Source organism: Natronospira proteinivora, from assembly GCF_024170465.1.
GTDB classification, from domain to species: Bacteria; Pseudomonadota; Gammaproteobacteria; order Natronospirales; family Natronospiraceae; genus Natronospira; species Natronospira proteinivora.
The window spans coordinates 218004-244759 of sequence record NZ_JALJYF010000002.1; the positions used below are offsets into that span (position 1 = coordinate 218004).

Below are 26756 nucleotides of genomic sequence, written 5' to 3' on the forward strand. Positions count from 1 at the left end.
CCATGCCGCTCAGGGACTGGCGGTTTCCTGGATAAGCCGGTGGATGAAACGAAGCTTGTCGATTACCGGATTGGTCAGGACAAAGGGGTAGGCATCACGCAGGCCCATGCTGCGGTTCATCAGGTTCAGGGTAATACTGAGGTGGGTCCAGGTCTCGATCAGGTGATCGAAATCCTGGGGCTGGGGAATGCCCATGTCCATGGCATGTGCCGTCTCCAGGGCATCGGTGATCTGCAGATAATGCCCCCAGCACTCGGCCCAGTCCTCCCAGGGGTGGGCGGTGGCATAGGCACTGATAAAGCCTTGCTGCCAGTCGGCGGGCGGGCCTTCCCGATAATGGCGTTTGAGGGCCGCTGAATAATTCTGTCGATCATCCCCGAAGATTTGACGGCAAGGTTCCAACCACTCGCTGTCTTGAATCAGGCGATCCCAGTAGTAATGGCCGATCTCGTGCCGAAAATGTCCCAGCAGAGTACGGGAGGCCTCATTCATGCGTTGTCGCATGGCCTCCCGGGCGGCGTCATCGGCTTCCAGGATATTGATGGTGATCAGACCATTGGCATGACCGGTGAACACCTTGCCCCCGGACCAATCAGCATCCACAAACTCCTGATTGGGCTCCTGGTCTTCCATGAAGGCAAAAGCCAGGCCCGTGCGTGGATCATCCCGCTTGGCCGTAAACGGCAGGCCCAGACGCAGCAGATCATAGATCAAGCGGCGCTTTTCCCGTTCCACGTTCAGCCATTTCTCCCGGTTGCCCGGTTTGTCCAGATTGGGAATGATGCGGTTCAAGCGACAGGCCATGCAGAAACTGTCATCACTGTCAGCCGGCACCATCCAATTGCAGACTTGGTGTTGGCTGTAATTTCGGCACTTGCGATAGTGCCCGATCAAACCGTCCGGGCCATGGGCCTCAAAGACCGGACCCGGTCCTTCCAGGGCGGCTTGGCAAAGGTGGTCCGGAAGAAAGCCCAGTCCCCGCTTGCAGGCCAGGCAACGATCGTTCTCAAAGTAGACCCGATTACCGCAGGCGCAGTGAAAGGTATTCATGCAGCTCGATCCAGCAGGAAGTAGGTATTACTGATCTCGCCATGAATCTGGCCCAGATCCACCTGTATGTCATCGATAAATTCATGCAACCCGGTTTCGGCCAGCCGCGGTACATCCGCCTCCTGGACCTGGCGCTTCATGCGGGTCACCGCCCGCAGAGGGGCATCATTACGCGGCAGGGCATGCAGACTGGCCTCCACCTGGCTCATGCAGTGGTGCAGGGCCCGGGGCAGATTGGGGTCCTGCAGTAGATAGCGCAGCACATCCGCGCCACGCACCCGTACCCGCACATTGCGGCGATACATCTGGTAGGCGGTCAGCGATTTCAACACACTCATCCACTGGATGTTTTCAAAGGGAGTCAAGTCCTCGGCCCGCCGGGGCAGCAGGTCTTCCGAACGCACATCCAGAATCCGGGTGGTCATGTCTGCCCGCTCCAGATTGCGGCCAATGCGGATGAACTCATAGGCCTCGTCATGGCTCATGGTGCCGGAGAGCAGGCCGGTGAGTTGCTGGCAGCGCTGGATGACGCCGCGCAGGAAATCATAGCGCTTGCGTTTGGCGATCCCCCCCTTGAGTTCCTGGCGGGCGTGGAGATAGAGATCATTAACCTGCTCCCAGCCTTCCCGGGGTACCAGATCCCGGGTGGAACGCAGGTTTTCCCGAGCCATGAACAAGGCGCTGAGAATGGAGCCCGGATAACGCTTGTCGGCAATCAGAAAGCGGGTGACATTGCGCTCATCCATCTCCTCGAAAAGCCCGGCGAAGGCCTTCTCCGCCCCGGTGATGGCAATCAGGGGTTCCCAGCCCAGCTCCACCGAGCGCGGCAGGTCCAGAATCAGATTGGAATGGACATTGACCAGCCGGGCCAAATCTTCCGCCCGTTCCATGTAGCGAGCAGTCCAGTACAGGTTTTCAGCCACTCTTGAGAGCATGGGACCTCCTCGGCTTGGTCTCGGCATCCACGATCCAGGTGTCCTTGCTCCCGCCCCCCTGGGAGGAGTTCACCACATAGGAGCCCTTCTTCAGTGCCACCCGGGTCAAACCACCGGTTGTCACGTTGATTTCCTGTCCACTGAGGATAAAGGGCCGCAGATCCACATGACGAGGAGCCACCTTGCCCTGGCCATCAATGGTGGGTGTAGTGGAGAGATTGATCAGCGGCTGGGCAATGAAATTGCGGGGATTGGCCTGGATCAGTTCGGCAAACTCCTCCCGCTCGGCCTTGCTGGCGGAAGGCCCCATGAGCATGCCGTAGCCGCCGGATTCATTGGCCGGCTTGACCACCAGCTTGTCCAGGTTGGCCAACACATATTCGCGCTGCTTTTCATCATGGCAGACATAGGTGGGCACATTGTCCAGGATGGGTTCTGCATCCAGGTAGTAACGAATCATGTCCGGCACATGGGCATAGACCACCTTGTCGTCAGCCACCCCGGCACCGGGGGCATTGGCCAGGGCCACATTCCCCGCCCGCCAGGCCCGCATCAGGCCGGGTACCCCGAGCAGGGAATTCGGCTCGAAGACTTCCGGGTCCAGAAAGAGATCATCAATGCGACGATAGATCACATCCACCCGGGTCAGCCCCTCGATGGTACGCATATAGACACAATCATCCTTGCCCACCATGAGGTCCCGGCCTTCCACCAGCTCAGCGCCCATTTGCTGGGCCAGATAGGCATGCTCGAAATAGGCGGAGTTGTAAATCCCCGGGCTGAGCACGGTGACCACCGGATAATCCTGGGGCCGGGGGGACATGGAGGCAAGCATGTCGAACAACTGAGCGGGGTAGTCATCCACCGGCAGAATGTTCTGATGCTCGAACACCTCCGGGAAGGTCCGCTTCATGACATGCCGGTTCTCCAGCATGTAGGAAACGCCTGAAGGTACGCGGAGATTATCCTCCAGAACGTAGAAGCGACCATCCGCGTCCCGAATCAGATCGCTGCCGCAGATATGGGCCCAGGTATCCAGTGGCGGATTCACGCCCACGCACTCGGGGCGGAAGTTCTTGGAAGAATCCAGCAGCGCCTGGGGAAAGACACCATCCTTGATAATCTTCTGATCGTGATAGATATCATGGATGAAATGATTCAGGGCCTGGACCCGCTGCTTGAGCCCGGCTTCGGTGTGCTCCCATTCCTTACGCGGAATAATCCGGGGAATAATGTCGAAGGGCCAAGCGCGATCGATGCTGCCACCTTCGGTGTAAACGGTGAAGGTAATCCCCATCACGATAATGGCCAGCTCCGCGGCATCCCGCCGCTCCATCAGTTCCTCGTCGCTGAGCCGGCGCAATCGCTTGCACAGTTCCCGCGCCGCAGCGCGGGGATAGCCGGGGGAACTGATCAGTTCATCGTAGAAATGGCCCGGGTCGTAGGCCTTCCAATCAATGGACATGAGCGCGTTTCCCTTGATTATTATGGATTGGCATCGCCCCTGACAGGGTCGATTGCATCACGATTATTGCTGGTTCTGCCCTTGCCTGTTGTTCCCATTGTGTGCCCATTGGGCATAAAAACAAGGGGCCATTGCCCGGACAAGCCAGGAGATATTCAGACAATCTCTTGCCAGCTTGCTATCATCCCCCGGTGACATTCAGCCAGCCTGACCTTTTCAATCAAGGAGTGGCGCCATATGCGTAAAAAGTCCCTGACGATGTTTTCCCTGCCCCTGATCGGCCTCACCCTCGGTCTGGGCATGGCCGCCTGCGGCGAGTCCGAGCAGCAAGCCAACCAGCAGGCCGGCGATGAACGGCCCATCGGCCTGGCCGTTCACGGCGGAGCCGGGACCATGGCTCGTGAGGACATGAGCGAGGAGCAGGAAGCGGAATACCATGACGCCCTTAAGGCGGCTCTGGAAGCCGGATACACCATCTTGGAGAACGGTGGCGAAAGTCTGGACGCCGTTCAGGCCGCCATTCGTGTCCTGGAGGACAGCCCCTTGTTCAATGCCGGCCGGGGCTCGGTATTCACCAGCGATGAGCAGATCGAAATGGACGCGGCCATCATGGACGGGCGGGACCTGAATGCCGGGGCCCTGACCGGGGTGCGCACCATCCGCAACCCCATCGATCTGGCCCGGGTGGTCATGGATGAATCCCCCCATGTCTTCTTCTCAGGTGACGGCGCCGAGACCTACGGTGAGCAGTTCGGTCTGGCCACCGAGGACCCGGAATGGTTCGAGACCGAGCACCGCCGCGAGGCTTTGCGCCGAGCCCAGGAGGCCGAAACCGAGCAGGGTGAGGAGTTCCGCAGTGAGCGGGATAACAAGGAATTCAACCTGGGCACAGTGGGTGCCGTGGCCCTGGACGAAAACGGCAATGTAGCCGCCGGTACCTCCACCGGGGGCATGACCAACAAGCGCTTTGGCCGGATTGGCGATGTGCCCATCGTGGGCGGGGGCACCTATGCCAATAATGAAACCGGGGCCTTCTCGGCCACCGGCCACGGCGAGTACATCATGCGAGCGGTAACCCTGCATGATATCTCTTCCCTGATGGCCTATCGCGGCATGAGCGTGGAGGAAGCCGCCGACCATGTGGTGAATGAGAAACTGGTGGATATGGGTGGTAATGCCGGCGTGATTGCCATCGATGCCCAGGGCAATATCACCATGCCCCACAACACCAGCGGTATGTACCGTGGCAGCGTCGATGCGGCGGGCAATAAGCATACCGCCATTTTCGCCGACGACTAACGGCAACAGCGATGCGTGGACACAAGCATGGATGATGAAAACGGGACGGGCGAGGACGATCGCCCGTCCCGCTCTCAGATGAAACGGGAAGCCGAGATGCGTCAAAAGATGGGTGAACGCCTGTCCGAGCTTCCCGACTCCACCCTGCGGGGGCTGGGCTTGCCGGATGAACTGGTCGAGTCGCTCAAGCGGATCCGGCATATGAGACGCGGTGGCGGTCTGCGGCGGGAACGCCAGCGAATCGGCGCCCTGATGCGCAAGATCGATATTAGCGAAGTGAAACAGACCCTGGCCCAGCGGGAAGCTGAAAAAGCGGCCGAGGCCCGGGCCTTTCACCATCTGGAGCAGCTGCGCGATCGGATGCTGGCCGGCGAGGACGAGGCCTTCAAAACCCTGCAACAGGCCGGTGGCGATCAGGCGGTTCAACAGGCCCGTGAACTGGTCCATAGGGCGGAGCAGGAAGAAATCCGGGGCCAGCCCCCCGCTGCTGCCCGGGCATTGTTTCGCCTGGTCCGCGATACCCTGTCGAAAGCAGGCTGAGTCTACCCACCCGCCCAGGCAGCGTACCGCCTGTGGCCTTCTGTGGCCCCCGCAGCGGGCATACGGTACAATTCCCCGTTTTCGCGAACGCCTGACTCGGTCGGCCCGGCAAGCCCCGGCGTCGCACTGATCGGGCTTTTGATGGTGATGACATGGAAACAGGGAAGCAGGCATTGGTTGGCATCATCATGGGCTCCCAATCCGATTGGGAGACCATGCAGCACACTATCGAGACCCTGGAAAAACTCGGCGTGCCCCATGAAACCCGGGTCGTGTCGGCCCACCGCACCCCCGACCTGCTGTTCGACTACTGCGCCTCGGCCCGTGACCGGGGCCTCAAGATACTGATTGCCGGGGCCGGTGGCGCCGCCCATCTGCCTGGCATGGCCGCCGCCAAGACGCCGCTGCCGGTGCTGGGTGTGCCGGTTCAGTCCAAGGCCCTTAACGGCATGGACTCCCTGCTGTCCATTGCCCAGATGCCGGCCGGCGTGCCGGTGGGCACCCTGGCCATCGGTCGGGCCGGGGCCACCAATGCGGCCCTGCTGGCCGCAGCCATGCTGGCCAATGAGCACGACGATATCCGTCAAGCCCTGGATGATTATCGGGCTCAGCAGACCGAGCGCGTGTTGGACAATCCCGACCCAAGGCCGGAATAACCGCAACCCCCGGGGACGCATCTAATGAGCATCGGCATTATCGGTGCCGGCCAGTTGGGCCGGATGATGGCATTGGCGGGCTACCCACTGGGCCTGCGCTTCACCTTCCTGGACAAGAGCAAGGACACCCCCGGCGCCCAGGTGGGCGATATCGTGTTGGGTGACTTCATGCAGGCGGAAGACATCCGCCGCCTGGCCGGGGAAGTGGAACTGCTCACCTACGATGTGGAAAACGTGCCGGTGCAGGCCCTGCGGGAAGCCGCCGGGGATACCCCTGTGCATCCAGCACCGGCCATCCTCGAGGCCGCCCAGGACCGCCTGGATGAGAAACAGGCCTTTGCCCGCCACGGGATCGAGACCGCACCCTACCGCCCGGTGGACAGCAAGGAAGCCCTCGAGACCGCGATTGAAGCCCTGGGCATGCCGGCGGTACTCAAACGCCGCCGCCTGGGCTATGACGGTCGCGGTCAGCATTTCATTCGTGCCGCCGCCGATATCGAGACCGCGTGGGAAGCCCTGAAGGGCGCGCCCCTGATCCTGGAAGGCTTTGTGGATTTTGACCGGGAAGTCTCATTGATCGGTGTTCGCAACCGGTCCGGTGAGACGGCCTTCTACCCCTTGAGCGAAAACAGCCACGAGGACGGCATTCTGCGTCTGTCCGTGGCCCCGGCGGGACAGCCGGCCCTTCAATCCGAGGCCGAAACCCAGCTCAAGGCGCTGATGGAAGACCACGGCTATGCGGGCATTCTCACGGTGGAATATTTTGAAAAGGATGGCCGCCTGATCGCCAATGAGATGGCCCCTCGGGTGCACAATTCAGGGCATTGGACCATTGAGGGCGCGGCCACCAGTCAATTTGAAAACCACCTGCGCGGGATTCTGGATTTACCCCTGGGCTCTACCCGGCCCCGTGGCCATGCGGCCATGATCAATTGCCTGGGCCGGATGCCGGCACTGGAGCCGGTGATCCGCTTCGCCGACACCCATTACCACGATTACGGCAAATCCCCCCGCCCCCGGCGCAAACTGGGCCACATCACGGTGGTGCGGGATGATCGGGCATCACTGGATGCGGTGATCACTGAATTGATGCCCCTGATCAAAGCCGCCGAGGGCGGAGAATAGGCCACTCAGGCCGCAAGGCCCAGGCGCTCGGCCGCCTTGGGGGAGGCCATGGCCAGCACCAGGCGTTGCAGGGCATCCCAGGGATTGCCGGGGGCCGCCCCCTTGGCCATGGCATCCACCCGTCCGGCCTCTCGCAGCAAATGCAGCCACTGGGCTTCGGAGTGACGGCTCAAGGCTTTCTGGATCAGGGCGCGGCGATTGTTCCAGACCCGGCGGGTCACATCGTCCATCCGCTTGCCCCGGGCCAGACCGGCGGCCATGTCCGTGGTGGCACGAATCTCCCGGGCCAATACCCAGATCAGCAAGGGTGGCTCAACCCCTTCCCCCTGCAAGCCTTCCAGAATCTTCACTGCCCGACGGGCCTGTCCGGCCAAGGCAGCATCGGCCAGCTGGAAGGGATCGTAGCGGGCGCTGTCCACCACTGCGGAATAGACGGTATCGTCTTCCACCACCCCTTCGCCCAACAGCAAACGGAGCTTTTCCACTTCCTGGGCCGCGGCCAAGAGATTGCCTTCCACGCGCTCGGCGATGAAACGCGCCGCGTCCCTTGTAACCTGCAAACCCGCGCCGGCCATGCGACTCTGCACCCAGGCGGGCAACTGCTGGCGAGGAACCGGCCAGAACTCCACCATCACTCCGGCCTGCTCCAGGGCCTTGGCCCACTTGGCATTGCGGCTCGCACGATCCAGTTTGCCACTGATCACGACGAGCGTGGTGTCTTCCGGGGGGCGCTCAGCCCATTCACTCAAGGCCTTGCCACCTTCCTTGCCAGGCTTGCCGGTGGGCAGGCGCAGCTCCATTAAACGCTTTTGGGCAAACAGGGAGAGGCTGGCGGAGGCATCGGCCAGGACCTGCCAATCAAAATCCTTCTCGGCGATGAAACTGCTACGCTCTTCCACCCCGCATTCCCGGGCCTTGCGCCGAATGGCATCCGCGGCCTCGTCGACGAGCAATGGCTCATCACCGGCCAGCAGCCAGACCGGCGGTAAATCGGCTTTCTTGAGCTGGGCGTCAAGTTGTTCCGGGCGCAGTTTCACAATACCGCTCCATCAGGGCTGACTCGATCAGGATATTGTCGCATAAAGCCGGGGAATGCCAATCTGAAGCCATCTTCACTCGCCGGGATCGCCGGACACGCGGGCGGCCCGGTTGGCGAACAGCCGAAGTCCGGCCATGATCACCAGACAAAGGGTCAAACTGGGTCCAAAAGGTTGATCCAGCATCATCGACAGCACAAAGGCCGCCACATAGGCCGTAACCCCCAGCGTCACGGTGAGCAGTAGCGCCCGGCGCCAACCTTTCACCAGGACAAACGCCACCCAGGCAGGCACGAAGAACATGGCGAATGCGGACATGGCCCCCATGGCCAAGGTCCCTGCCACGGCTGCGACCACCACTAGGGCCCCAAAAAGCAGGCGGTGGGGCCAGGCCGGAATTCGGTTGGCCGAGAAATAGTCCGGGAAGAAACGTTCTTTGAGAAGACGGGGTGAGAGCCAGTTCAAGCTGGCCAGCAAGACCACCACCAAAATCAGCGCTGCGATCAGATGCGGGGTACTGGTGAAATACAGTTGCCCTCGCAAAAGGGCCTCGCCCACCACTTCCCCCTGGTGGGTATTGGCGGCGAGCATGAGTGCCCCGCCCCAACCCAACAAGAGCATCAGACCATAATGACTGTTGCTGGCCCGTGGCAATAGACCTTTCAGCAGTGCCGCCACTGCCGCAAACAACAAGGCACCCGCCAGAGCGGGTATACCCAAGGGCAGAGCAGCCACACCGCCGGCAGCGGCGATATGGGACAGGCCCATGGCCGCCAGCCATTCATCACGCATATGGAGATAGGCACCGATCAGGGACAGGCCTACGCTGAGTAATAGCCCCACGACAAAGGGCATGCGAAAAAGGGGGTCGAAGAGGATGAAATCGGACACGGCTAGCTCGAGACCTCCACGATGCGGGTGCAGTTCTGGTTCAGGAATTCACGTTCATGGCTCACCAGCAGAATGGCCCGGGGTGGCCGAGCCGCGCGGATAAAGGCCGACAGGGCTTCCACCGCATCCCCATCCAGGTTATTGGTGGGCTCATCCAGCAGGACCAATTCCGCGTCCCCGCCCAGGCAGGCCCAGGCCTCCAATAGCTGAAATTGCCCACCACTCATGCGGTTGATGGGACGGGACAGCAAGGGCTGGATGATCTCGGGCGCATCGGAGCGATCCGCCGCCATGACACGCAACAGCTCCCGACCCAGCAAGGGCAGCTCGGGAGGCAATTCCGGTCGCTGTTGATGGTGGGTCACGGTAAGGCCATTACAGGGCTCAACCCGACCCTCGAAGGTTGTGGCCGCCCCGGTGATAGCCTTTAGCAGGGTGGATTTACCCGCGCCATTGGGCCCACTCAAGCCCAATACCTCTCCGGGCTGCACATCAAAAGACACGGGGCCCACAACGGGCCCCGTGTATCCAGCGATCAGCTTGTCAACCCGCAGAAGGGGTTGTACCGGTTTTGCTTTAGACACTGGCTAACGCCTCTACCCACGCATCGATCATGTCGATATAAGCCTGAATGTCATCCGCATCGGCGGCCACCTGGCTGGGCAACTGGCGGCTGGACCAGCCCAGTTCCCGCTCCAGGAAGTCCGCACCGCGGGACGGCTGAAAATCCGTATACAGGGTAATGCCTTCACGCCCCTGCAGTTCCCGGACCAACTCTCTCAGATGGCTGGCCGTCGGCGGAATGCCCGGCAGCGGCTCCAGATAACCCAGGATGGAGACATCCAGGCGGCGCATCAAATAGTTGATGTCCTTATGATACAGCACCGCCCCCGGGGCGTCCGAAACGCGATCCTCCCAACCATCCATACGGGCCATAACGGCTTCTTCGAAACGCTCGGCGTTCTCCATGAAGCGGTCGGCATTGTCCTCATCCAGCTGTCCCAGGCGCTGGGCCAGGGCGTAGGCCACCTCTGCCATGCGTTCCGGGTCCATATAGAAATGCGGGTTACCCACCGGGTGCACATCACCACCGGCCCGATCAGCGGCCGCACCGGCCTCGATCAAATCCACATGGGCCGCGCCCTCAAAATAGCCGGTTCGCCCCACCTGAACACGAGGGTTGTTGGCACCCTGCAGTGCGGCCGGCAGCCAGCCTACTTCCAGCTCGGCACCCACCGCCACCAGCAGATCCGCACGGCGCAGGGCCGCCATCATGCTGGGACGGGCTTCCAGGTAATGGGCGTCCCGATCCGGCGGTGCCATCACGGTCACTTCCACGGCATCACCACCGATGGCACGAGCCAGTAGGCCCATATTGGGCACGGTGGCCGCCACTCGGACTTCGGCGCTGGCAGCCACCGCCGCCAGCATGAGAATCGTGCCAAGTATCCACTTCTTCATATCTTGCCTCCAGTATTCGGATGCTGACTGCTGTCGCACCCAATGAGTTCACCATATCGGGCAAAAAGATGCCTGATCATGCGGTTCAGAATGCATGGGCGCCATGGACACCGATGCTGATGTTGTACTGAAGCATGAACTCCCAGGAATCATGATCATGTCCATGATGGTGCCCGGATTCCTCACCGATATCGTTGTAGTTCACCTGGGCACGAAGCCGGGAGAACTCGGTGGGGGCATAGGTCAGCTGCGTGGAATAGCGCCAGGAGGTATCGAACTCCGTGGGCAGACCACGGCCGGAGGAATGATCAGCATAGGCATCATTGGTCAGACCCAGGCCATCCACCCGCATGCCGAAGTTCCAGCGCGGCGCGAAACCATAGACACCCTGCAGATAGAAACCATCCTGCTTCCAGCGTTGGTCCACCACATCACCATCCGGATTCCGGGTGGTGGGGTCCAGGTCACCGAAATCGGTGAACTGGCGGCTCATGTAAAGGGCATCGATTTCCCGCATGGTGTATTCAAACTGCAGGGTAAAGTTGCGATGGCCCATGACACCGCCGCCGTCGTACTTGTAGACGGCATCCACACCCCAGAAAGAGGAGTCACCATCCCAGGTCTCATAACGACCACTGGAGTGGGCCTCATCCCGCTGATAGGAGCTGGAAACACCACCGAAGGCGCCCAGCTGAAGAGCATGGTCATAACCCAGATCCGGTGCCCACTTGGCGAAGGCGGTGGCCAAGCGCGGGCCGGTATCATCCTCGAAGCTGTTGTCCGCACGCCAGCGATTACGCACCGGGGCATTGGCACCCGGGTCGTCGGGACCAATGTCCGGGTCCACCACATGGGTCGGCAGGACAGTCACCATTTCATGGTTGTCATTACCCACGTACGGTGCGATGCCTGAAGATTCACCATTCAGCAATTCCACACCGAAACGGGTATAGGTCTGGGTTTCCGGCATCCAGGTCATCTGAACGCCCGTTTCCATCAAACCATGATCGCCAAACAGAAACTCATTCATCCAGGGACGATCCACGAAGGCCCAGTCATGGGGATGCTGCTTGTTGATATAGCCCACATCACTGAGGAACTTCCCCGCCTTCATTTGCAGACCGGCCGGCAGGGAACGGGTGGTGATATAGGCCTCTTCCAGATCAATGTCGCCGTTTTCAAAGACGAACATTACAAAGGCATCAAAATAGGGATCCACCGTGGAGGAGAATGCGAACTCCACCTCACGCATCTGGAAGCCATCTTGAAAACCGTGGCCACCATGGCCATGACCGTGGCTGTGACCGCCGTCAAAACCGCCGGGCTCGTCCACATGACCACTGAACTCGTTGTAATACACGCCGTCCAGAATCACGGAAATGGCGGGGTTGAACAGGGTGCCGGAACTCACTTCTCCGGTACCACCCAGCTGCATGGCACGGGTACGGGCCGGGGTGGGATCCAGTGGGTCCCGGGCCGGACCGGCCTGCTGACCTTCACGGGCCTGACGGGCCTCGGGAGTCTCGTCCTCGGCCTGGGCGACCACCTCATCCATCATCAACCCGGCACCTTCTTCCTCGGCAGCGGTTTCGGCCGCGGTGACGGGGCTGGCAAGAATGGCGGCAAACAGCCAAAGGCTAGCCGTTGATTTACGCATAGTCATTTCAGTCTCCTTGGAGATAGGGACATGGACCACCACACCACATGGGTAGTCACAAGGGGTTCAACAGGAATGAACAGGGCTTCCCCGACGAGGGAGAGAGACCCTCAGGCCCGAGGTGGGCCTCGTACGGATGCGGAATGCAGTCTGGGCCCACTGACGGGGGGCAAATCGACCACCTGACTGGCAAGCGAGGTAGTCACCTGTACCGGCAGTGGTTTCAGACCGTCACGAGCAGGAATAGCAGGAAACTTGGGGGATACAACATGGCAGAGCAGGCACTGCTCCGCGGCATGGTCCACGGCACCATCACCATGGCTGGCATCATGGGCTACGGCATATACGGGCAACATCAAGCTGACCAGAACAATGGCCAGCAAGGCGAAATGTCTGCATGGCGATTGTCTCAACGACGCCATATACACTGCCCTTGATGCTGAAAAAGAACGGCTCAATGTGGCCTCTGCACGGTTGCCGTAGGCTCGTCATCGACAAAAGACCCAGGCGAGCGGAACGAGTTCCAGAGATTGAGAAGATGAGCACCGCTGAGCACAGCGGCCCCCAGTAAAGTCAGGGCCTGTTCACGGGCCTCGCTATGCCAGGCCAGAAATTCCAGCGGGGCCACCACCATCAACCCCAACCCGGGCAGACCCAGGGCCAGTGGCATGAGATGGCCGTTGACCCACCAGGCCCGCCCCAGGGCGTAAACACTCAAGGGGACCACCAGCAGCAACATGCCCAGATGGAACCACTCATTGGCCAGGCCCAGAGCGGCAATCCACGGCAAGGCCGCCGCCATGACCGGCAAGGCCAGGCAATGGACGACACACAGACCCGACAAGCAGATCGCCGCGTAATCGAATTTGGCCGGATTGTTGATCCTGCTCGCCATGATTGCCACCCGTGATTTCCAGCCCGCTATTATGAAACAGTATAACGTTTGGGTAAAGGGCCGTAGCGATCCAGTCAGCGAGAAGGCGCAGAGCCCCTATCCGGGTGACCATTACTGCCCTTGGAGCGGGCGTTCCAGGGCGTCGAGGAAGGCCTCGGGGTGGGTTTCCATGGGGTTGTGGGCGGCTTCGTCGATGAGCTGCAGGGGCGCGTCAGCGGCATCGGCCAGGCGACGACCATTGGACAAGGGCACCCATTCGTCATGCCCGCCCCAAATGACGGTCAGCGGCAGTCCCTGCAGCTGCTCCGGTTCAACCACCTCCTGCCCTTGGTGCAGGAAGCGGATCACCGCGTCAGGCTTTCCGGATGTAAGCAGGGGCGCCAGATAGGCATCAATTTCCTCAGCGGTGGCATCACGACCATAGGCGGATGACAGGGCCCGGCCCATGCCTTCCGGGTTGAGCAGACGACCACTGCCGATCACGGTAAGCCAGCGCCGCACGGGCGGATAGCGCATGACCAGGCCACCGATGCCGCGCCCGCCTTCGGCCGCGGTATCCGGTGTGCCCGACACCATGACCAGTGCGCGCACGGACTCCGGGGCATCCACCGCCATCCTGGCCACTACACCGGCGCCCATGGAATGGCCCAGCAGATGCCAGCCACCCCCCTGATCCAACGCTTCCAGCAAGCCCCATAGCAGAGTCTCGGCGGAGGCGGCATCATCCCCCGGAACCCGGGCTTCGCTATAGCCGAAGGGCGGCAAGTCCACACTAACCACCCGATAACCGACCGAGGCCAGGGGTTCGGCCACCTTGCGCCAGCTGTAGGTGGAACCCGCCAGGCCATGGACCAGCAGAATCTGTCCCCGGGGGGCCTCGACACCCTCAGGCCGAAGATCACGGTAATGCAGGCGCGTGTCTTCCACGCTCATGAAGCGGCTGTCGTGGAAGGGGGCCTCAGGGATCTCCCCCTCGGCGCCGGTGGACATGAGATAGGGCAGCAGGGACAGCCCACCGATCACGATCAGGCACATGGTCAAGCCGATACGCCAGAAACGCGACGTCCGGATCGTACTGGACGGGCTGTCCATCTTAGCCGGTGCCTCCCACGGTCAGGCTGTCCACACGCAGGGTGGGCTGGCCCACCCCCACCGGCACGGATTGGCCATCCTTGCCACAGACCCCGATACCGCGATCCAGCTCCAGGTCATTCCCCACCATGCTGACGCGGGTGAGCACATCGGGGCCGTTACCCACCAGGGTGGCGCCCTTCACCGGACGGGTAATACGACCGTTTTCAATCAGATAGGCTTCACTGGCGGAAAAGACAAACTTGCCGGAGGTGATATCCACCTGGCCGCCGCCGAAATTCACCGCGTACAGGCCCTTGTCCACCGACTGAATGATTTCTTCCGGATCATGGGGCCCGGCCTGCATATAGGTATTGGTCATGCGGGGCATGGGCAGATGGGCATAGGATTCCCGCCGGCCGTTGCCGGTGGATTGCTGGCCCATGAGCCGGGCATTCATCCGGTCCTGCATATAGCCCTTGAGGATGCCGTTCTCGATCAGGGTGGTGCAGTTGCTCTGCTCACCTTCGTCATCCACGTTCAAGGAGCCCCGGCGACCGCTGAGGGTGCCGTCATCCACCACGGTGCAGTATTCCGAAGCCACCCGCTCGCCGATGCGACCACTGAAGGCCGAAGTGCCCTTGCGGTTGAAATCCCCTTCCAGGCCGTGACCGATGGCCTCGTGCAACAACACCCCGGGCCAGCCCGGACCCAACACCACCGGCATGGTACCGGCGGGGGCCTCCACCGCCTCCAGGTTCACCAGGGCCGAACGGGCCGCCTCCCGGGCCAGGCGCATGGGCTCCTCGCCTTCCATGAAGGCCTGCATGGAGATCCGGCCGCCGGCCCCGGACATACCCTGTTCACGCCGCCCGTCCTGCTCGGCAATGCAGACCACGCTCATTCGAATCAGGGGCCGCACATCGGGCACTAGCCGTCCATCATTGCCAGCGATCAAAACCACCTCATGCTGGGCGTTGAGGCTGACATTGACCTTTTTGATTCGGCTGTCCTGATCCCGACAAGCCGCGTCCACCTTCTGCAACAGGGCCACCTTCTGGGCCGGGGCGAGACTTTCAATGGGGTCAAGCGGCTGATACAGAGATTGCCCTCCCCCGGCCCGCCAGGCCTGCAGGCTCCCACTCTGGCCGCCGCTGGCAATGGCCCGGGCCATGCCCGAGGCTCGTTCCAGGGCCGGCAGCACAATGTCGTCGGAGTAGGCAAAACCGGTCTTCTCGCCAGATACTGCCCGCAGACCAACCCCCCGATCCAGACTGTGGCCACCATCCTTAACAATGCCGTCCTCCAGTGACCAGCCTTCCTTGCGACGCAGCTGGAAATACAAATCTGCTTCATCCACGGAGGGGCTCATCATCCGGCTTAAAACCCGGGACAAGGCGGATTCATCCAGGCCACCGGGTTCCAGAAGCTGGGCTTTGGCTATGTTCAGGGCATCGCTCATGGGCTTGGTTTTTTCTCCATTGTCGGGGTTGGCAATCGGATCAGGAACAACTCATTCGCCGGTGTTTGAGTACCGGAAATCGGTCTCGTAGTTGTTTCAAACGTTCCAGTGAGATGTCAGCAGCAGCCACGCCGCTCCCCTGGCCCTGCTCGGCCAGGATGCTGCCCCAGGGATCCACGATCATGCTGTGTCCCCAGGTTTCACGGCCTTCCACATGGAAGCCGCCCTGGGCCCCGGCCACCACGTAGCAGAGGTTCTCCACGGCCCGGGCCCGCAACAGGATTTCCCAGTGGGCGCGGCCCGTCTGAGCGGTGAAGGCCGAGGGTACGGCAATGACTTCCGCACCCTGGGCGGACATCTCCCGGAACAACTCGGGAAAACGCAAATCGTAACAGACGGCCAGGCCCAGCCGACCGATAGGCGAATCCAGTACCACCACCTGATCCCCCGGCTGAGTGGAAGCGGACTCCCGGTACTCTTCCCGGCCATCGGGCAAGGTCACATCGAACAGGTGGATCTTGTCGAATCGTGCCTGCCGTTCGCCATGATGGTCATAAACCAGACAGGCCCCGCTGACCTTGCTCGGGGAAGCCGCCAGCGGAATAGTGCCGCCCACGATCCACATTTCATGCTTGCGGGCCTGCTCGGCCAGCCAGGTCTGAAGCGGACCTTCTCCTTCCTGCTCCGCGTGGTTCAGGCGCTCGCTGTCCGTCTTGCCCAGCATGGCAAAGTTTTCCGGCAGCACCGCCAAGGCTGCGCCATCGCGGGCAGCATCCGCGAGCAGTTTCTCTGCCTGGATCAGGTTGGCACTGACATTGGGCCCAGAGGCCATCTGTATGGCCGCCGCCCTCGGGGCCTTACCCACTCGCTCACTCATGAATCAGCTCTCTTGTCGTTTTAACCAGTCGATCAACGGATGCGCAGGACAACCTGGTCTTCGCTCGGCGCGCCGGCCTGCAGGCGGATGGCCGAGGCGTCCACGCCCAGAGCCACCAGCCAGCCCCTCAATTCCGAAGCCCAAATTTCACCCTGTTCGCCGCCGGGATAGACCACTTCCAGTGCCTGCTCACTATCGCCATGCCAAGCAAGCACCGCATCAGCCACAGCCGGCATCTCCATGACCACCTCACCGCTGCGAGGTCGGCTCCACTCATCCAGGGTCAACTGCCAACTCTCCGCCAGCAGGCCATTGGCAAACAGCAGCAAGCTCACCGCGGTCCAGCCACGTAGTGTCCTAATCATTCTTCCAAGGCCTCCCGGGCCGCTTCATCCAGAGGAATCAGGCGAGGTGATTCCCAGTCCCCGTCAATACGATATTCCAGACTGCCCATGCGCGACAGAGGTTCACGAAATATTTCCGACAACAGCAACATGGCCGCCCCCATCGTGGCCCCGCCGGCGATGGCGCCTGCCACTGGGAGGGTGGCACCCACCGGGGTTTCAATGGTCATGCGCTGATCGTAGTCCCGACTTGCCAAGCCGGTACGCCCGCGCAGGGTCACCGTGGCGGCCGGTCCCGTCAAGACCAGATTCGGGGTAAAGGCGTCCCCGTCCACCAGGAAGAAATCCCCCTCAATACTGTCATAGCGCAAGCCCTGTCCAAAAACATCCCGAAAGTCACCGAACAGGCGGCGCGGCAGCGCCGTCAGGCTGAGCAGCCCGAACACTCGCCCGGCGCCCGGACTGACCTCCCTCAGTTGACCAGAACCCATTTCCAGACGGGCCTCACCCATGAGGCTCGGCAGAGCCGACCAGCCTGGGGGGCCTTGCCAGCTCAGATCCACCTCCAGACGGCCGCGATTACCTTCGATCCCGGGGGCATAACCGAGGGCGGCCAGGGTCTCGGCCACATCCGTGCTTTCCAAATGCCCGACCAGCGTCCCCACCGTGCCAGCTACCGAATCTTCTCGCCATTCACCGCTCAAGTCGGCATTCATATGGGTTCCGGTCAACTCGAACTGCGACAGGCTCAAGCCCCTCGGAAGACTGTCCAGGCGGAGGTCCAAGGCTCCCAAGGGAACCAGACCATGGCGCAAATCATCCACATTCAACCGGATAGCTGGCACCCGGCTGGGCAAAAGCTCGTCCACCTCCAGACCCCGAGCCGGCCGCCAGGCCAGGTCCAGCCGTGACAACGCCCCCACCACCGGGGCGGCACGGGCGTCCAGCGCCATGGGTATGCGGAGACTGCCACGGGCCCGGGGCCCATCCAGCTGTGCAACCCAATCAGCCTCAGCGCGCTCTAAATTCAGCCGCTGATCGCCCAGATCCAGGGGGCCAAGCAACAAGCGCTCCACCCCCAGCGACAAGCGTTCCAGCTTCATCCCCTGATCACCCCCATCCTGCGGCCAGTCCAGACCCAGCCAGGGCGTAGCATCCAGTTCCGCCAGATAACCACTGATATAAATGCCGGGCTGGGGCACATCCGGCCGACGGGGCTCATTAAAATGAATATTCAGGCCCGACAGAGACGCCGTTTCGGGGGAAATGGCCAGACTCAGGGCCATCAAGCCACGGTAATCCGCCCATACCGGACCGACCCGCTCGGTGACCGGAAAATGAACTCGTAGCGGGGCGCTGTCATCCGCCGACTTGCCCACCGGCGCCGGCAGATCAATCCCGGTACCGACAAGGTCGCTTTCAAGATGCACGGTCACCGGCCCGCTGTCGGGTTCATTGGGAACATCCACCTGACCGACCCAATCGAAATCCCCACTCAGGCGATCCAGCCAGGGGTTCTCCGGCAAGGCTTCGCGCAGGGCCTCCACCGAGGCCCCGCCTCCAATATGCGCCCGGGTATAGGCGGCCGCTTCGGAATCGGCATCTCGGCCACGGGAGCCGGGATCAATATCTACCCGGAAGTCGTGGCCCAGGTGCTGACCACGGATACCTTCTCCGGCCGCACCATCCTCGGTGAATTGCAATTCACCCGACAAACCCCGAATCTCGCCCGGTAGCCAATCCACCGTCCCGTTCACATCCGATAGCGTGGCCTGTCCGTCCAATTGCAAGGCCCCGAAATCACGAATGGGGGCATTCAGGGTCATTGCTACGGTGGCATCGCCGTCCAGGTCGAGGGGCGCCAAGGGTTGGCCGAACCACTCCCCCAGGGGGCTGTCCCGGAGAAAATCCACGCCATCGGCAACCCGGCCCCGGGCCTGGCCTTGCAAAAGCAACACCGGCTCCCTCAGGTCATCAATGCTGGCCCGCCCGGAGACCACCTCATAACCAGCGATTTCGCCCCGGCGGGAGCGAATCTCCATGCCGGCCCCGTCAAATTCCACCCGGGCATCGGCCTCTCGCAGGCGGGGCCAACCGGCCTCGTAGTCCAATTCGCCGTCCCGGACATCAAAACCAATCTGGAATACCCCCTCACCGTTCTCATAGGGGAAAGGTCGGGAGGGACCATCCACCTTGACCTCGCCATTGAAAGCGCGGCCACTGACAATGGCAGTATCCAGCCATTCCACCGCTCGCTCCGGCATCCGCCCCACCGGCAGATAATCCGAGAGATTATCGCTGCGGGCTTCGGGTACCTGGGCATTTAATTGAATCCAGGTGGGTTCCCCCGGTTCGATCTCCAGCATCAGATCCCCCTCGGCCCGTGCATCCGGATTGCGGGCCATGATCTCATCCGCCCTCACCCACCAAACATCCCCGTCACGCTGCCATTCCACGCGGCTCTGCAGACGAGTCGCGGTAATCCGTTCACGGAATAAATCCGGGTAATCCAGGTGGACGGGGCCGGCATCAATCTCCAGAAACCCCTGATCCTGATCGCCGCTGAACCAGCCGCTGACGCCCGAAAAACCGGGAATCTTCTCCCAGCTCTCCATACCAAGGCCTACCACCCGGCCTCGGAGACTGTAGTCTTCCGGCCGGCCCTCCTTAAGGGTCAACTCGCCAAGGAGATCGCGCACCTCTCCATGGGGACTAAAACGGCTCAACCAGTCACGCCCCTCAAAATCACCATGGAGCAGGCGATTGGCCAGACGATTGAGGTCGGCGATATTGGCATAGCGCAGATTGCCCGTGAGACGGGCCTGCTCATGGTCACCCCGCCAACGCATCTCCAGGCGAGAGGCCGGCCAGTTGCCACCGAGCCCGCCCAGATCCAGCTCAGCCAGCGACAGCTGCCAGCCCCGACCGTCCCGGTGCCAGTTGATGCCACCCAGTTCCAAGGCATCCCCCGCACGGTCCTCGGTCAGCATCGGCCCTTCGCCGCCCGGGGCCAGGGACGGGATCCGGATGTCACCCTCCGCCTGCCCAGGGGTAAAGCCACGCCCCGAAACACGCAGCCTTCCCTCCAGGCCCAAGAGCAGAGGTGCCAACCATTCCGGAGAAAAACCGTGTTGGCCCAGCTGGATTTCCCGTGCATCCACCTTGAGCTGACTCTGCCATTGCCAATCACCGGGTTGGTCAGCCGGTCCCTGCCCCTGAAAATCCAGCTCCAGCCGTCCCCGGGGACCGGACTCCATATCCAGTACCAGACTCAGCTGGTGTTGCTGATCGCTGGATTGCAAACTCAGGTGTTCCAAGGCCAGCTGCCAGTCGCCGATACGGAATTCCCCCGCATCGCTGCGATCATGAAATCGGAGCAGACTGTCTTCGATCCGGTAATCGGCGTGGGCCAGTATTTCCACCAACCCCTCCTCCCAGCTCAACTCGGCATCGCCGCCACCGACAATACCGATGCCGGGCAGATGGAATTCATCCTCTCCCACACGGGCGATCTCAAAGGTCCCACCGCTCAGCACCACACGCCCCGGTCTCAGGGGACCGGGACGCAGCAGATCCAGCAGGGAAATCCGAACCGTAATCTCATCGGCCCGAATGGGCTCAAACGCCCCGCTCTCGTCGTAGAGGCTGACATCGGATAACACCACCTTCGGCACCAGCCAGCGCCAGCGGACATCCATTTCAGCGATTTCCATGGGGGCACCGATGGCCTCCCCGGCCCAGTCGGCGATCCATTCCCGGTATTCGGGCACCTGGGGCACCAGCAACCGAAAGGTCCCCACCACGACGGCCATCAAAATCAAGGTGGTCGCCAGCAGGCCCAACAAGCCCAGGCGGATACGTCTTCCCCAGCGTCCTGCTGTCATGCGTCCCCCGTCCATCCCGACAGACAATTAGGTCGGTACCACATCAAATTGCTCCTGGGAGTACTGCGTCTCCACCTGCAGGCGAATGGGCTTGCCCACCATTTCCTCCACTTCCGCCAGGCTGGCGGACTCCTCATCCAGCAACACATCCACCACCGGCTGGGAGGCAATCACCAGCAGCTCCTGAACCTCGTATTGACCCGCTTCCCGCAGAATCTCGCGAAACACATCGAAACAGACCGTTTCCGCAGTCTTCAGCGAGCCACGGCCCTCACAGGTTGGACAGGCTTCACACAGCACATGCTCCAGGCTTTCGCGCGTACGTTTGCGAGTCATTTCCACCAGGCCCAGGGCTGAGACTTCGCAGACCTGATTCTTGGCCGGATCCTGGGCCAGGGCCCGTTCCAGGGCGGTGAGCACCAGCCGTTTGTGCTCTTCATCATCCATGTCGATGAAATCGATGATGATAATGCCGCCCAGGTTGCGCAGCCTGAGCTGGCGGGCAATGGCGCGGGCCGCTTCCAGATTGGTCTTGAGGGCGGTTTCTTCCAGATTGCGGCTGCCCACAAAGCCGCCGGTATTCACATCCACTGTGGTCATGGCTTCGGTCTGGTCGATAATGAGATAACCACCGGACTTGAGATTGACCCGCCGTTCCAGGGCACGATTGATCTCATCATCCACGCCATAGAGATCAAAAATTGGGCGCCGCCCGGTGTAATGCTGGACCCGGGGACTCAATTCGGGAATGAAGTGCTCGGCAAAATCCTTCATCCGCTGGAATGTGGCCTCGAAATCCACCCGTACCTGTTCCACGCCCTGACTCATCATGTCCCGGAGTATTCGGACCGGCAAAGGCAGGTCCTCGTGAATCAAATCACCCGGTTTGGCCTGGGCCGAACTGACGGAAATGGATTCCCATAGACGGCTAAGGAACAACATGTCCGCCCGCAGGGCATCCACCGAGGCATCTTCCCCGGCGGTTCGCACGATGTATCCACCCGGGGATTCCGACTCCATGAACTGGCTCAGTGCCCCCTGGAGCCGAGCCCGTTCCAACTCATTCTCAATACGAGTGGACAGGCCAACACCGGTGCCACCCGGGAGATAGACCAGATACCGGGAAGGAATACTGATGTGGGTCGTCAACCGTGCGCCCTTGGTTCCCAGGGGGTCCTTTAAGACCTGGACGAGAATCTCCCGGCCTTCCTGAACCAGATCCCGGATATTGGCCGGGCTGGCCGAGGGGGTTTCACTCTCGGTATGGGCGGAACGGGCAATATCCGAGGCATGTAAAAAGGCGGTTCGATCCAGACCGATATCAATGAAAGCCGCCTGCATGCCCGGCAGGACCCGGGACACGCGACCCTTGTAGAGGTTGCCCACCAAGCCCCGGCTGTTGGAACGCTCGATCATGACCTCCTGGAGGACGCCATTCTCCAGCAGGGCAACCCGGGTCTCCCGGGGTGTCACATTGACAAGAATCTCTTCGCTCATGAAGTGTTGGCCTGGGGTGCCGAAAAGCCCATTTTGCCATAGGCAGGCCCGCTACACGGGAAACCAGCCGGGATTTCCCATTACCATTCACCGGCTTCACCGGATCAGGCAAGCTCAGCGGGGAAGCAATTGGCAACCCGGCACTAAGGCCAGGGAGTGATCCGGTAAGCGGCCAGTAACTTTGCCGTTTCGAACAAGGGCAAACCCATAACGGCTGAGTAGCTGCCGTGCATCTTTTCCACAAACACAGCGCCCTTGCCCTGAATGGCATAGCCCCCCGCCTTGTCAACCGGCTCTCCGCTGTTCCAGTAGGCCGTCATCTCCGCCTCGGTGATGGCACGGAAATGGACCCGGTTGTCGCTCATGGCCACCGCTTGTCGGTTGCCGCCTACCACCGCAACCGAGGACAGCACCCGATGGCTGCGACCCGACAGAGCCGACAACATGCTCAGGGCATGAGCCCGGTCCCGCGGCTTTCCCATGATCCAGTCGTCCACGACCACGACGGTATCGGAACCGATCACGACAGCCTCTTCGGGCAAATCGGCAGCCACCGCAAGCGCTTTCTCCAGGGCCATGCGCTCGACGAAATCAGCCGGGCTTTCTCCAGAGTGATGGGATTCATCGATATGCGCCGGCTGGACGGTGAAATCCAGGCCGATCTGGGCCAGCAGCTCGCGGCGGCGGGGGGATTGGGAGGCCAGTATGAGGGCGGGTTGAGGCATGGCCTTGTCCGTCAAGCTCGGTGATAGGGATGGCCGCTGCGAATCGACCAGGCCCGATATAGCTGCTCGGCCAGGATCACGCGCACCAGCCCATGGGGCAAGGTCAGAGGGGAGAGGCTCCAGCGACGATCCGCCCGGGCCAGCACTTCGGGGGACAAGCCATCCGCCCCACCCACGGTAAAACTCACATCCCGGCCTTCCATCAGCCAGTCTCCCAGCCAGTCCGCCAATTTTTCCGTGGTGGGGGACTTGCCGCCTACATCCAAGGCAATCAGAGCCTCGTCGTTGCCCAAGGCCTTGAGGATACGCTCGCCCTCTTCCGCCTTGAGACGGTCGGCGGTACGGCCACTGTTGCGCTTGGCCGGCTGAATCTCCTGCAACGTCAGGCGGCATTCATGGGGGAGACGGCGGGCGTATTCGGAGAAGCCGTCATTGATCCAGGCGGGCAAGCGTTGACCCACCGCCAGAAGCCTCAGGCGCATGGCCCTCAGTCGCCCGACATGGACGGGGGCCGGCCACCGGCCGCCACCCGGGCCCGGTTTTCGCGGCCGGACTCATCCTGGTCATCCAGACTCCAGAGCTTTTCCAGGTTATAGAAGGCCCGGCTATCAGGATGCATGACATGAACCACGGCTTCCCCCATATCCACCAGCACCCAGTCGGAATCACTACTCCCTTCCACACCGGCCGGTTGCAGGCCGGCTTTTTTCACCGCCTGAACCAGGTATTCAGCCACCGAGGAGACATGTCGGCTGGAGGTGCCCGAGGCAATGATCACGGTATCGAAAATCGGCGTAACACTGCGAACATCCAGCACGGTAATATCCCGCGCCTTCATGTCGTCCAGTTTGTCCACAATCCAATGGTTGAGCGCTTCACCTTGCATGGGGCTCAGTTTCCTCCTTCCCGCGTGACGCGGGCCATTGACCGCACCGGATGGCGCGCATAATAAGGGCTGCCTTCGATCATCCGGACCACCGGGTCGGGACTGAGATAACGCACCGACCCGCCCCGGTCCAGGATTTCCCGAATGGTGGTCGAGGAGATCTCCAGTTGGGTGACCTGCTGACTGAATACCCGACCGGCCGGGACCTGATGCAGATCCTCCATGCGTCCGGTCCCCCGCTCCCGCATGAGACGGGCGAGCACCGGTTCCGGTTCAAGCTGCCAGCCGGGACGATGGGCCACCACGATGTGAGCAAGATCCAGCAAGCCCTCCCAGCGATCCCAGGACGGCAGGCCCATGAAAGCATCGCTGCCCAGGATCAGGCACAAGGGTTGCTCGAGCCCGTATTCATCCCGGAAGGACTGCAGAGTATCCAGGGTAAAGGACGGCCCTTCCCGACGCATTTCCCGATCATCCACGACCAGCCCGGGCTGATCGTGGACTGCCGCCTGGGCCATCTCCAGCCGAAAGGGACCCGGTGCCATGGGCGCACCCCGATGGGGCGGGTCGGCACAGGGCAATAGGCGCACCTCCCGCAGTGCCAGAATTTCCAGCAACTCCAGGGCCGGGCGCAGATGACCGTGGTGGATGGGATCGAATGTCCCACCGAAAAGACCGATGGGGGCCGGTGCGTGTGTTTTCATCAAACCCCGCCCGGGTCCCCGAACTGTACTGCCGATATGATTTCCATGGTCCCCATTTTCTCGCAAATACGGCCCGGAGTCACCCTTTGCCGCACAGATGACAACAGCGCCGGCCCTTGTAAAATGGGCGCCTAAATCAACGGAGGCAGCAGCATGCGGGAAGACGCGATTGTCCTGGCCAATGGGGCCTTTCAAACCGCCAACGGCAAGGTGGCCCACGGCTTGGTCCGAGGCAGTGAGCGCTTTCGGGTCCAGGCGGTGGTTGATCCCGATTCGGCCGGCCAAGACGCCGGGATCTTGCTGGACGGCGAAGAACGGGGCATCCCGGTGGTAGCCTCGGTGCCCGAAGCGCTGGATGCGGCGGACAATCCCCCCACCTGGTGCGTGCTGGGCGTGGCACCCCACGGCGGGCGCTTCAATGATGAGCTGCGCCAGGCGGCCCTGGGCGCTCTGCATTCACGATTGAACCTGGTCAATGGTCTGCACGATTGCGCCAATGAAGACCCCCAGCTTGCCGAAGCTGCTCGCGAGAACGGGGTTCGCATCGTGGACCTGCGCCGCCCGCCCCCCACTCATGAGCTGCATTTCTGGACGGGTGGAATCCGCCGTGTCACCACGCCCCGGGTGGCAGTGCTGGGCATGGACTGCGCCATCGGCAAGCGCACCACGGCCCGGATCCTGACCCGGGGGCTGCGGGAACGGGGCCAGTCAGCAGAGATGATCTACACCGGCCAGACCGGCTGGCTGCAAGGGGGTCGTTTCGGCTTTATTTTCGACGCCACCCCCAATGATTATGTCAGCGGGGAGCTGGAGCATGCCATTGTGCGCTGCCATGAGGAGGCCGCGCCGGACATCATGCTGCTGGAAGGACAATCCTCTCTGCGCAATCCCAGCGGCCCCTGCGGGGCGGAGTTTCTGCTGTCCGGTGCCGCCCAGGGCGTAATCCTTCAGCACGATCCCCATCGCGAATATTTTGATGGTTTGGAAGCAGGCGGTTACGCCCTGCCCTCGGTGGCCGATGAAATTGCCCTGATCCAACATTACGGCGTACCCACCCTGGGGGTCAGTCTCTACGGCAAGCCCGATGATCCGGTGGTGGCCAAGGCAAAGGCCACCCTTGAAGTCAGCCTGGGCCTACCGGTGGTCTGCCCCCTGGGTGAGTCCGTGGATCCCCTGCTGGATACCCTCATGCCCCTACTCAAGAAGGCCTGATCATGCGCATTGCCCAAATCGAAACCTGGCGGGAGGACATCCCGCTGACACGCCCCTATGAGATTGCTTTTCGACGCACCGATTCGGTGGGCAATGTCTTCGTCCGCCTGATTCCCGAACATGGTGAAGCGGGGCTGGGCTGTGCCGCCCCGGAACATCATGTCACCGGCGAGACCCTGGATGACTGCGTGGCCGCCCTGGATGTGGCGGGCCTGGATTGGCTGCAAGGCGCGGATGTGCGGGAGCTGCCCCGGCTGCTCCGGGAACTGGCCGGCCACCTGCCCGATACGCCGGCGGCACGCGCCGCCATCGACATGGCCTTGCACGACCTTCTGGCGCGACAGCTGGACATCCCCCTGGTGCGCCTTCTGGGCCAGTGTCAACAAGCGCTGCCCACCTCCATCACCATTGGGATCATGTCCCTGGAAGAGACACTGGAAGAGGCACAAGAATATTTCGAGCGGGGCTTTCGCTATCTAAAGGTCAAGACCGGCCAGGATGTGGAAGCGGATATCGCCCGACTGCAGGCACTGCGTCAACGCTATGGTGACCAGATTCATATCCGGGTGGACCCCAACCAGGGCTACGATGAATCGGCGCTGCTGCATTTTCTGCGACAAACCGAGGATTGCAATCTGGAATTCGTGGAACAGCCCCTGCCGGTGTCCAGTAACATGCGCGCACTGCCTCGCTCCGTTCAGGATCAGCTGGCCGCCGATGAAAGCCTGCTCAGCCCCAATGATGCATTGCAACTGGCGGCACCACCCCGGGCCTGCGGCATCTTCAATATCAAGCTGATGAAATGCGGCGGCCTGGGGCCGGCCCGACGAATCGGCGAGATCGCGGAACTGGCCGGCATAGATTTGATGTGGGGCTGCATGGATGAATCGCGGATCAGCATCGCTGCTGCCCTGCATGCGGCCATGGCGGCACCCAATACCCGATACCTGGATCTGGACGGCCATCTGGATCTGGCCAAGGACCCGGCCCGAGGGGGCTTCACCCTGGATCAGGGAATACTCAAACCCGGGACAGATGCCGGCCTGGGCGTCTACCTGGACTAATGGACCGCTGGATGTATCG

At 61.8% G+C, this 26756-nt stretch carries 26 protein-coding genes; 7 read left to right on the plus strand and 19 right to left on the minus strand.

Annotated elements, in window-relative coordinates:
* Window positions 1-9: 9 nt before the first annotated feature.
* From J2T60_RS08290 to J2T60_RS08300, 3 genes are read right to left on the minus strand one after another with little or no spacing between them, the layout of a single operon-like run.
* Window positions 10-1050 (minus strand): zinc-binding metallopeptidase family protein, encoded by a 1041-nt coding sequence (locus tag J2T60_RS08290; protein WP_253448254.1) that lies wholly within the window; start codon window positions 1048-1050, stop codon window positions 10-12.
* Window positions 1047-1985, minus strand: coding sequence for an alpha-E domain-containing protein (locus tag J2T60_RS08295; protein ID WP_253448257.1), 939 nt, complete (start codon window positions 1983-1985; stop codon window positions 1047-1049). The genes J2T60_RS08290 and J2T60_RS08295 overlap by 4 nt, the downstream gene beginning before the upstream one ends.
* Window positions 1966-3450 carry a circularly permuted type 2 ATP-grasp protein gene (locus J2T60_RS08300; RefSeq protein ID WP_253448260.1) on the minus strand — a complete coding sequence of 495 codons (1485 nt, stop codon included), beginning with the start codon at window positions 3448-3450 and terminating at the stop codon, window positions 1966-1968. The genes J2T60_RS08295 and J2T60_RS08300 overlap by 20 nt, the downstream gene beginning before the upstream one ends.
* A 237-nt stretch (window positions 3451-3687) precedes the next feature.
* Here J2T60_RS08300 and J2T60_RS08305 point away from each other — a divergent pair, with 237 nt between their 5' ends.
* The 4 genes from J2T60_RS08305 (at window position 3688) to J2T60_RS08320 (ending at window position 7070) form a co-directional block, all read left to right on the plus strand.
* Window positions 3688-4749, plus strand: a complete 1062-nt coding sequence (locus J2T60_RS08305; protein WP_253448263.1) for an isoaspartyl peptidase/L-asparaginase family protein — start codon at window positions 3688-3690, stop codon at window positions 4747-4749.
* 27 nt (window positions 4750-4776) lie between these two features.
* Window positions 4777-5289 (plus strand): ribosome biogenesis factor YjgA, encoded by a 513-nt coding sequence (yjgA, locus tag J2T60_RS08310; protein WP_253448266.1) that lies wholly within the window; start codon window positions 4777-4779, stop codon window positions 5287-5289.
* Window positions 5290-5441: 152 nt separating this feature from the next.
* On the plus strand, window positions 5442-5945 hold the full coding sequence (gene purE / locus J2T60_RS08315) for a 5-(carboxyamino)imidazole ribonucleotide mutase (RefSeq protein ID WP_253448269.1): 504 nt from the start codon (window positions 5442-5444) through the stop codon (window positions 5943-5945).
* Between the two features lie 24 nt (window positions 5946-5969).
* Window positions 5970-7070: a 5-(carboxyamino)imidazole ribonucleotide synthase gene (locus J2T60_RS08320; RefSeq protein WP_253448271.1), complete on the plus strand. Its 1101-nt coding sequence runs from the start codon at window positions 5970-5972 to the stop codon at window positions 7068-7070.
* Between the two features lie 5 nt (window positions 7071-7075).
* Here the strand turns inward: J2T60_RS08320 and holA are convergent, their stop codons facing one another.
* The 5 genes from holA to J2T60_RS08345 form a co-directional block, all read right to left on the minus strand.
* Window positions 7076-8107 carry a DNA polymerase III subunit delta gene (gene holA / locus J2T60_RS08325; RefSeq protein WP_253448274.1) on the minus strand — a complete coding sequence of 344 codons (1032 nt, stop codon included), beginning with the start codon at window positions 8105-8107 and terminating at the stop codon, window positions 7076-7078.
* Between the two features lie 75 nt (window positions 8108-8182).
* Window positions 8183-8998 carry a metal ABC transporter permease gene (locus J2T60_RS08330; RefSeq protein WP_253448277.1) on the minus strand — a complete coding sequence of 272 codons (816 nt, stop codon included), beginning with the start codon at window positions 8996-8998 and terminating at the stop codon, window positions 8183-8185.
* 2 nt (window positions 8999-9000) lie between these two features.
* Window positions 9001-9501 carry an ATP-binding cassette domain-containing protein gene (locus J2T60_RS08335; RefSeq protein WP_253448280.1) on the minus strand — a complete coding sequence of 167 codons (501 nt, stop codon included), beginning with the start codon at window positions 9499-9501 and terminating at the stop codon, window positions 9001-9003.
* Between the two features lie 73 nt (window positions 9502-9574).
* Window positions 9575-10459, minus strand: coding sequence for a metal ABC transporter substrate-binding protein (locus J2T60_RS08340; RefSeq protein WP_253448283.1), 885 nt, complete (start codon window positions 10457-10459; stop codon window positions 9575-9577).
* An 85-nt stretch (window positions 10460-10544) separates the two neighbouring features.
* The gene (locus J2T60_RS08345) at window positions 10545-12122 is read right to left on the minus strand and encodes a TonB-dependent receptor (protein ID WP_253448285.1); all 1578 of its coding nucleotides are present in this window, start codon (window positions 12120-12122) and stop codon (window positions 10545-10547) included.
* 263 nt (window positions 12123-12385) lie between these two features.
* Here J2T60_RS08345 and J2T60_RS08350 point away from each other — a divergent pair, with 263 nt between their 5' ends.
* Window positions 12386-12553 (plus strand): hypothetical protein, encoded by a 168-nt coding sequence (locus tag J2T60_RS08350; protein ID WP_253448288.1) that lies wholly within the window; start codon window positions 12386-12388, stop codon window positions 12551-12553.
* A gap of 17 nt (window positions 12554-12570) precedes the next feature.
* On the opposite strand, the gene J2T60_RS08355 is transcribed toward J2T60_RS08350, so the two are convergent.
* The 11 genes from J2T60_RS08355 to nadD all read right to left on the minus strand — a co-directional run bounded on the left by J2T60_RS08355 (window position 12571) and on the right by nadD (window position 24461).
* Window positions 12571-13011 (minus strand): MerC domain-containing protein, encoded by a 441-nt coding sequence (locus J2T60_RS08355; RefSeq protein ID WP_253448291.1) that lies wholly within the window; start codon window positions 13009-13011, stop codon window positions 12571-12573.
* Window positions 13012-13122: 111 nt separating this feature from the next.
* Complete coding sequence (locus J2T60_RS08360; protein ID WP_253448295.1) at window positions 13123-14103, minus strand: alpha/beta fold hydrolase; 981 nt, start codon at window positions 14101-14103, stop codon at window positions 13123-13125.
* Between the two features lies 1 nt (window position 14104).
* Complete coding sequence (tldD, locus tag J2T60_RS08365; RefSeq protein WP_253448298.1) at window positions 14105-15544, minus strand: metalloprotease TldD; 1440 nt, start codon at window positions 15542-15544, stop codon at window positions 14105-14107.
* 40 nt (window positions 15545-15584) lie between these two features.
* A complete protein-coding gene (locus tag J2T60_RS08370; RefSeq protein ID WP_253448301.1) occupies window positions 15585-16421 on the minus strand; it encodes a carbon-nitrogen hydrolase family protein in 837 nt (278 codons plus the stop codon).
* 32 nt (window positions 16422-16453) lie between these two features.
* The gene (locus J2T60_RS08375; RefSeq protein WP_253448304.1) at window positions 16454-16786 is read right to left on the minus strand and encodes a hypothetical protein; all 333 of its coding nucleotides are present in this window, start codon (window positions 16784-16786) and stop codon (window positions 16454-16456) included.
* Window positions 16783-20649: a YhdP family protein gene (locus J2T60_RS08380; RefSeq protein WP_253448308.1), complete on the minus strand. Its 3867-nt coding sequence runs from the start codon at window positions 20647-20649 to the stop codon at window positions 16783-16785. The genes J2T60_RS08375 and J2T60_RS08380 overlap by 4 nt, the downstream gene beginning before the upstream one ends.
* A gap of 27 nt (window positions 20650-20676) precedes the next feature.
* On the minus strand, window positions 20677-22146 hold the full coding sequence (rng, locus tag J2T60_RS08385) for a ribonuclease G (RefSeq protein ID WP_253448311.1): 1470 nt from the start codon (window positions 22144-22146) through the stop codon (window positions 20677-20679).
* A 143-nt stretch (window positions 22147-22289) separates the two neighbouring features.
* On the minus strand, window positions 22290-22871 hold the full coding sequence (locus tag J2T60_RS08390) for a Maf family protein (protein ID WP_253448314.1): 582 nt from the start codon (window positions 22869-22871) through the stop codon (window positions 22290-22292).
* 11 nt (window positions 22872-22882) lie between these two features.
* Window positions 22883-23353, minus strand: a complete 471-nt coding sequence (gene rlmH, locus J2T60_RS08395) for a 23S rRNA (pseudouridine(1915)-N(3))-methyltransferase RlmH (protein ID WP_253448317.1) — start codon at window positions 23351-23353, stop codon at window positions 22883-22885.
* Between the two features lie 5 nt (window positions 23354-23358).
* Complete coding sequence (gene rsfS, locus J2T60_RS08400; protein WP_253448320.1) at window positions 23359-23757, minus strand: ribosome silencing factor; 399 nt, start codon at window positions 23755-23757, stop codon at window positions 23359-23361.
* A gap of 5 nt (window positions 23758-23762) precedes the next feature.
* Entirely contained in the window at window positions 23763-24461 is a 699-nt protein-coding gene (gene nadD / locus J2T60_RS08405) for a nicotinate-nucleotide adenylyltransferase (protein ID WP_253448322.1), read from the minus strand.
* A 153-nt stretch (window positions 24462-24614) separates the two neighbouring features.
* Here nadD and J2T60_RS08410 point away from each other — a divergent pair, with 153 nt between their 5' ends.
* Entirely contained in the window at window positions 24615-25673 is a 1059-nt protein-coding gene (locus tag J2T60_RS08410; RefSeq protein ID WP_253448325.1) for an N-acetyltransferase DgcN family protein, read from the plus strand.
* 2 nt (window positions 25674-25675) lie between these two features.
* Window positions 25676-26737 carry a mandelate racemase/muconate lactonizing enzyme family protein gene (locus J2T60_RS08415; RefSeq protein ID WP_253448328.1) on the plus strand — a complete coding sequence of 354 codons (1062 nt, stop codon included), beginning with the start codon at window positions 25676-25678 and terminating at the stop codon, window positions 26735-26737.
* The last annotated feature ends 19 nt before the right edge of the window (window positions 26738-26756 follow it).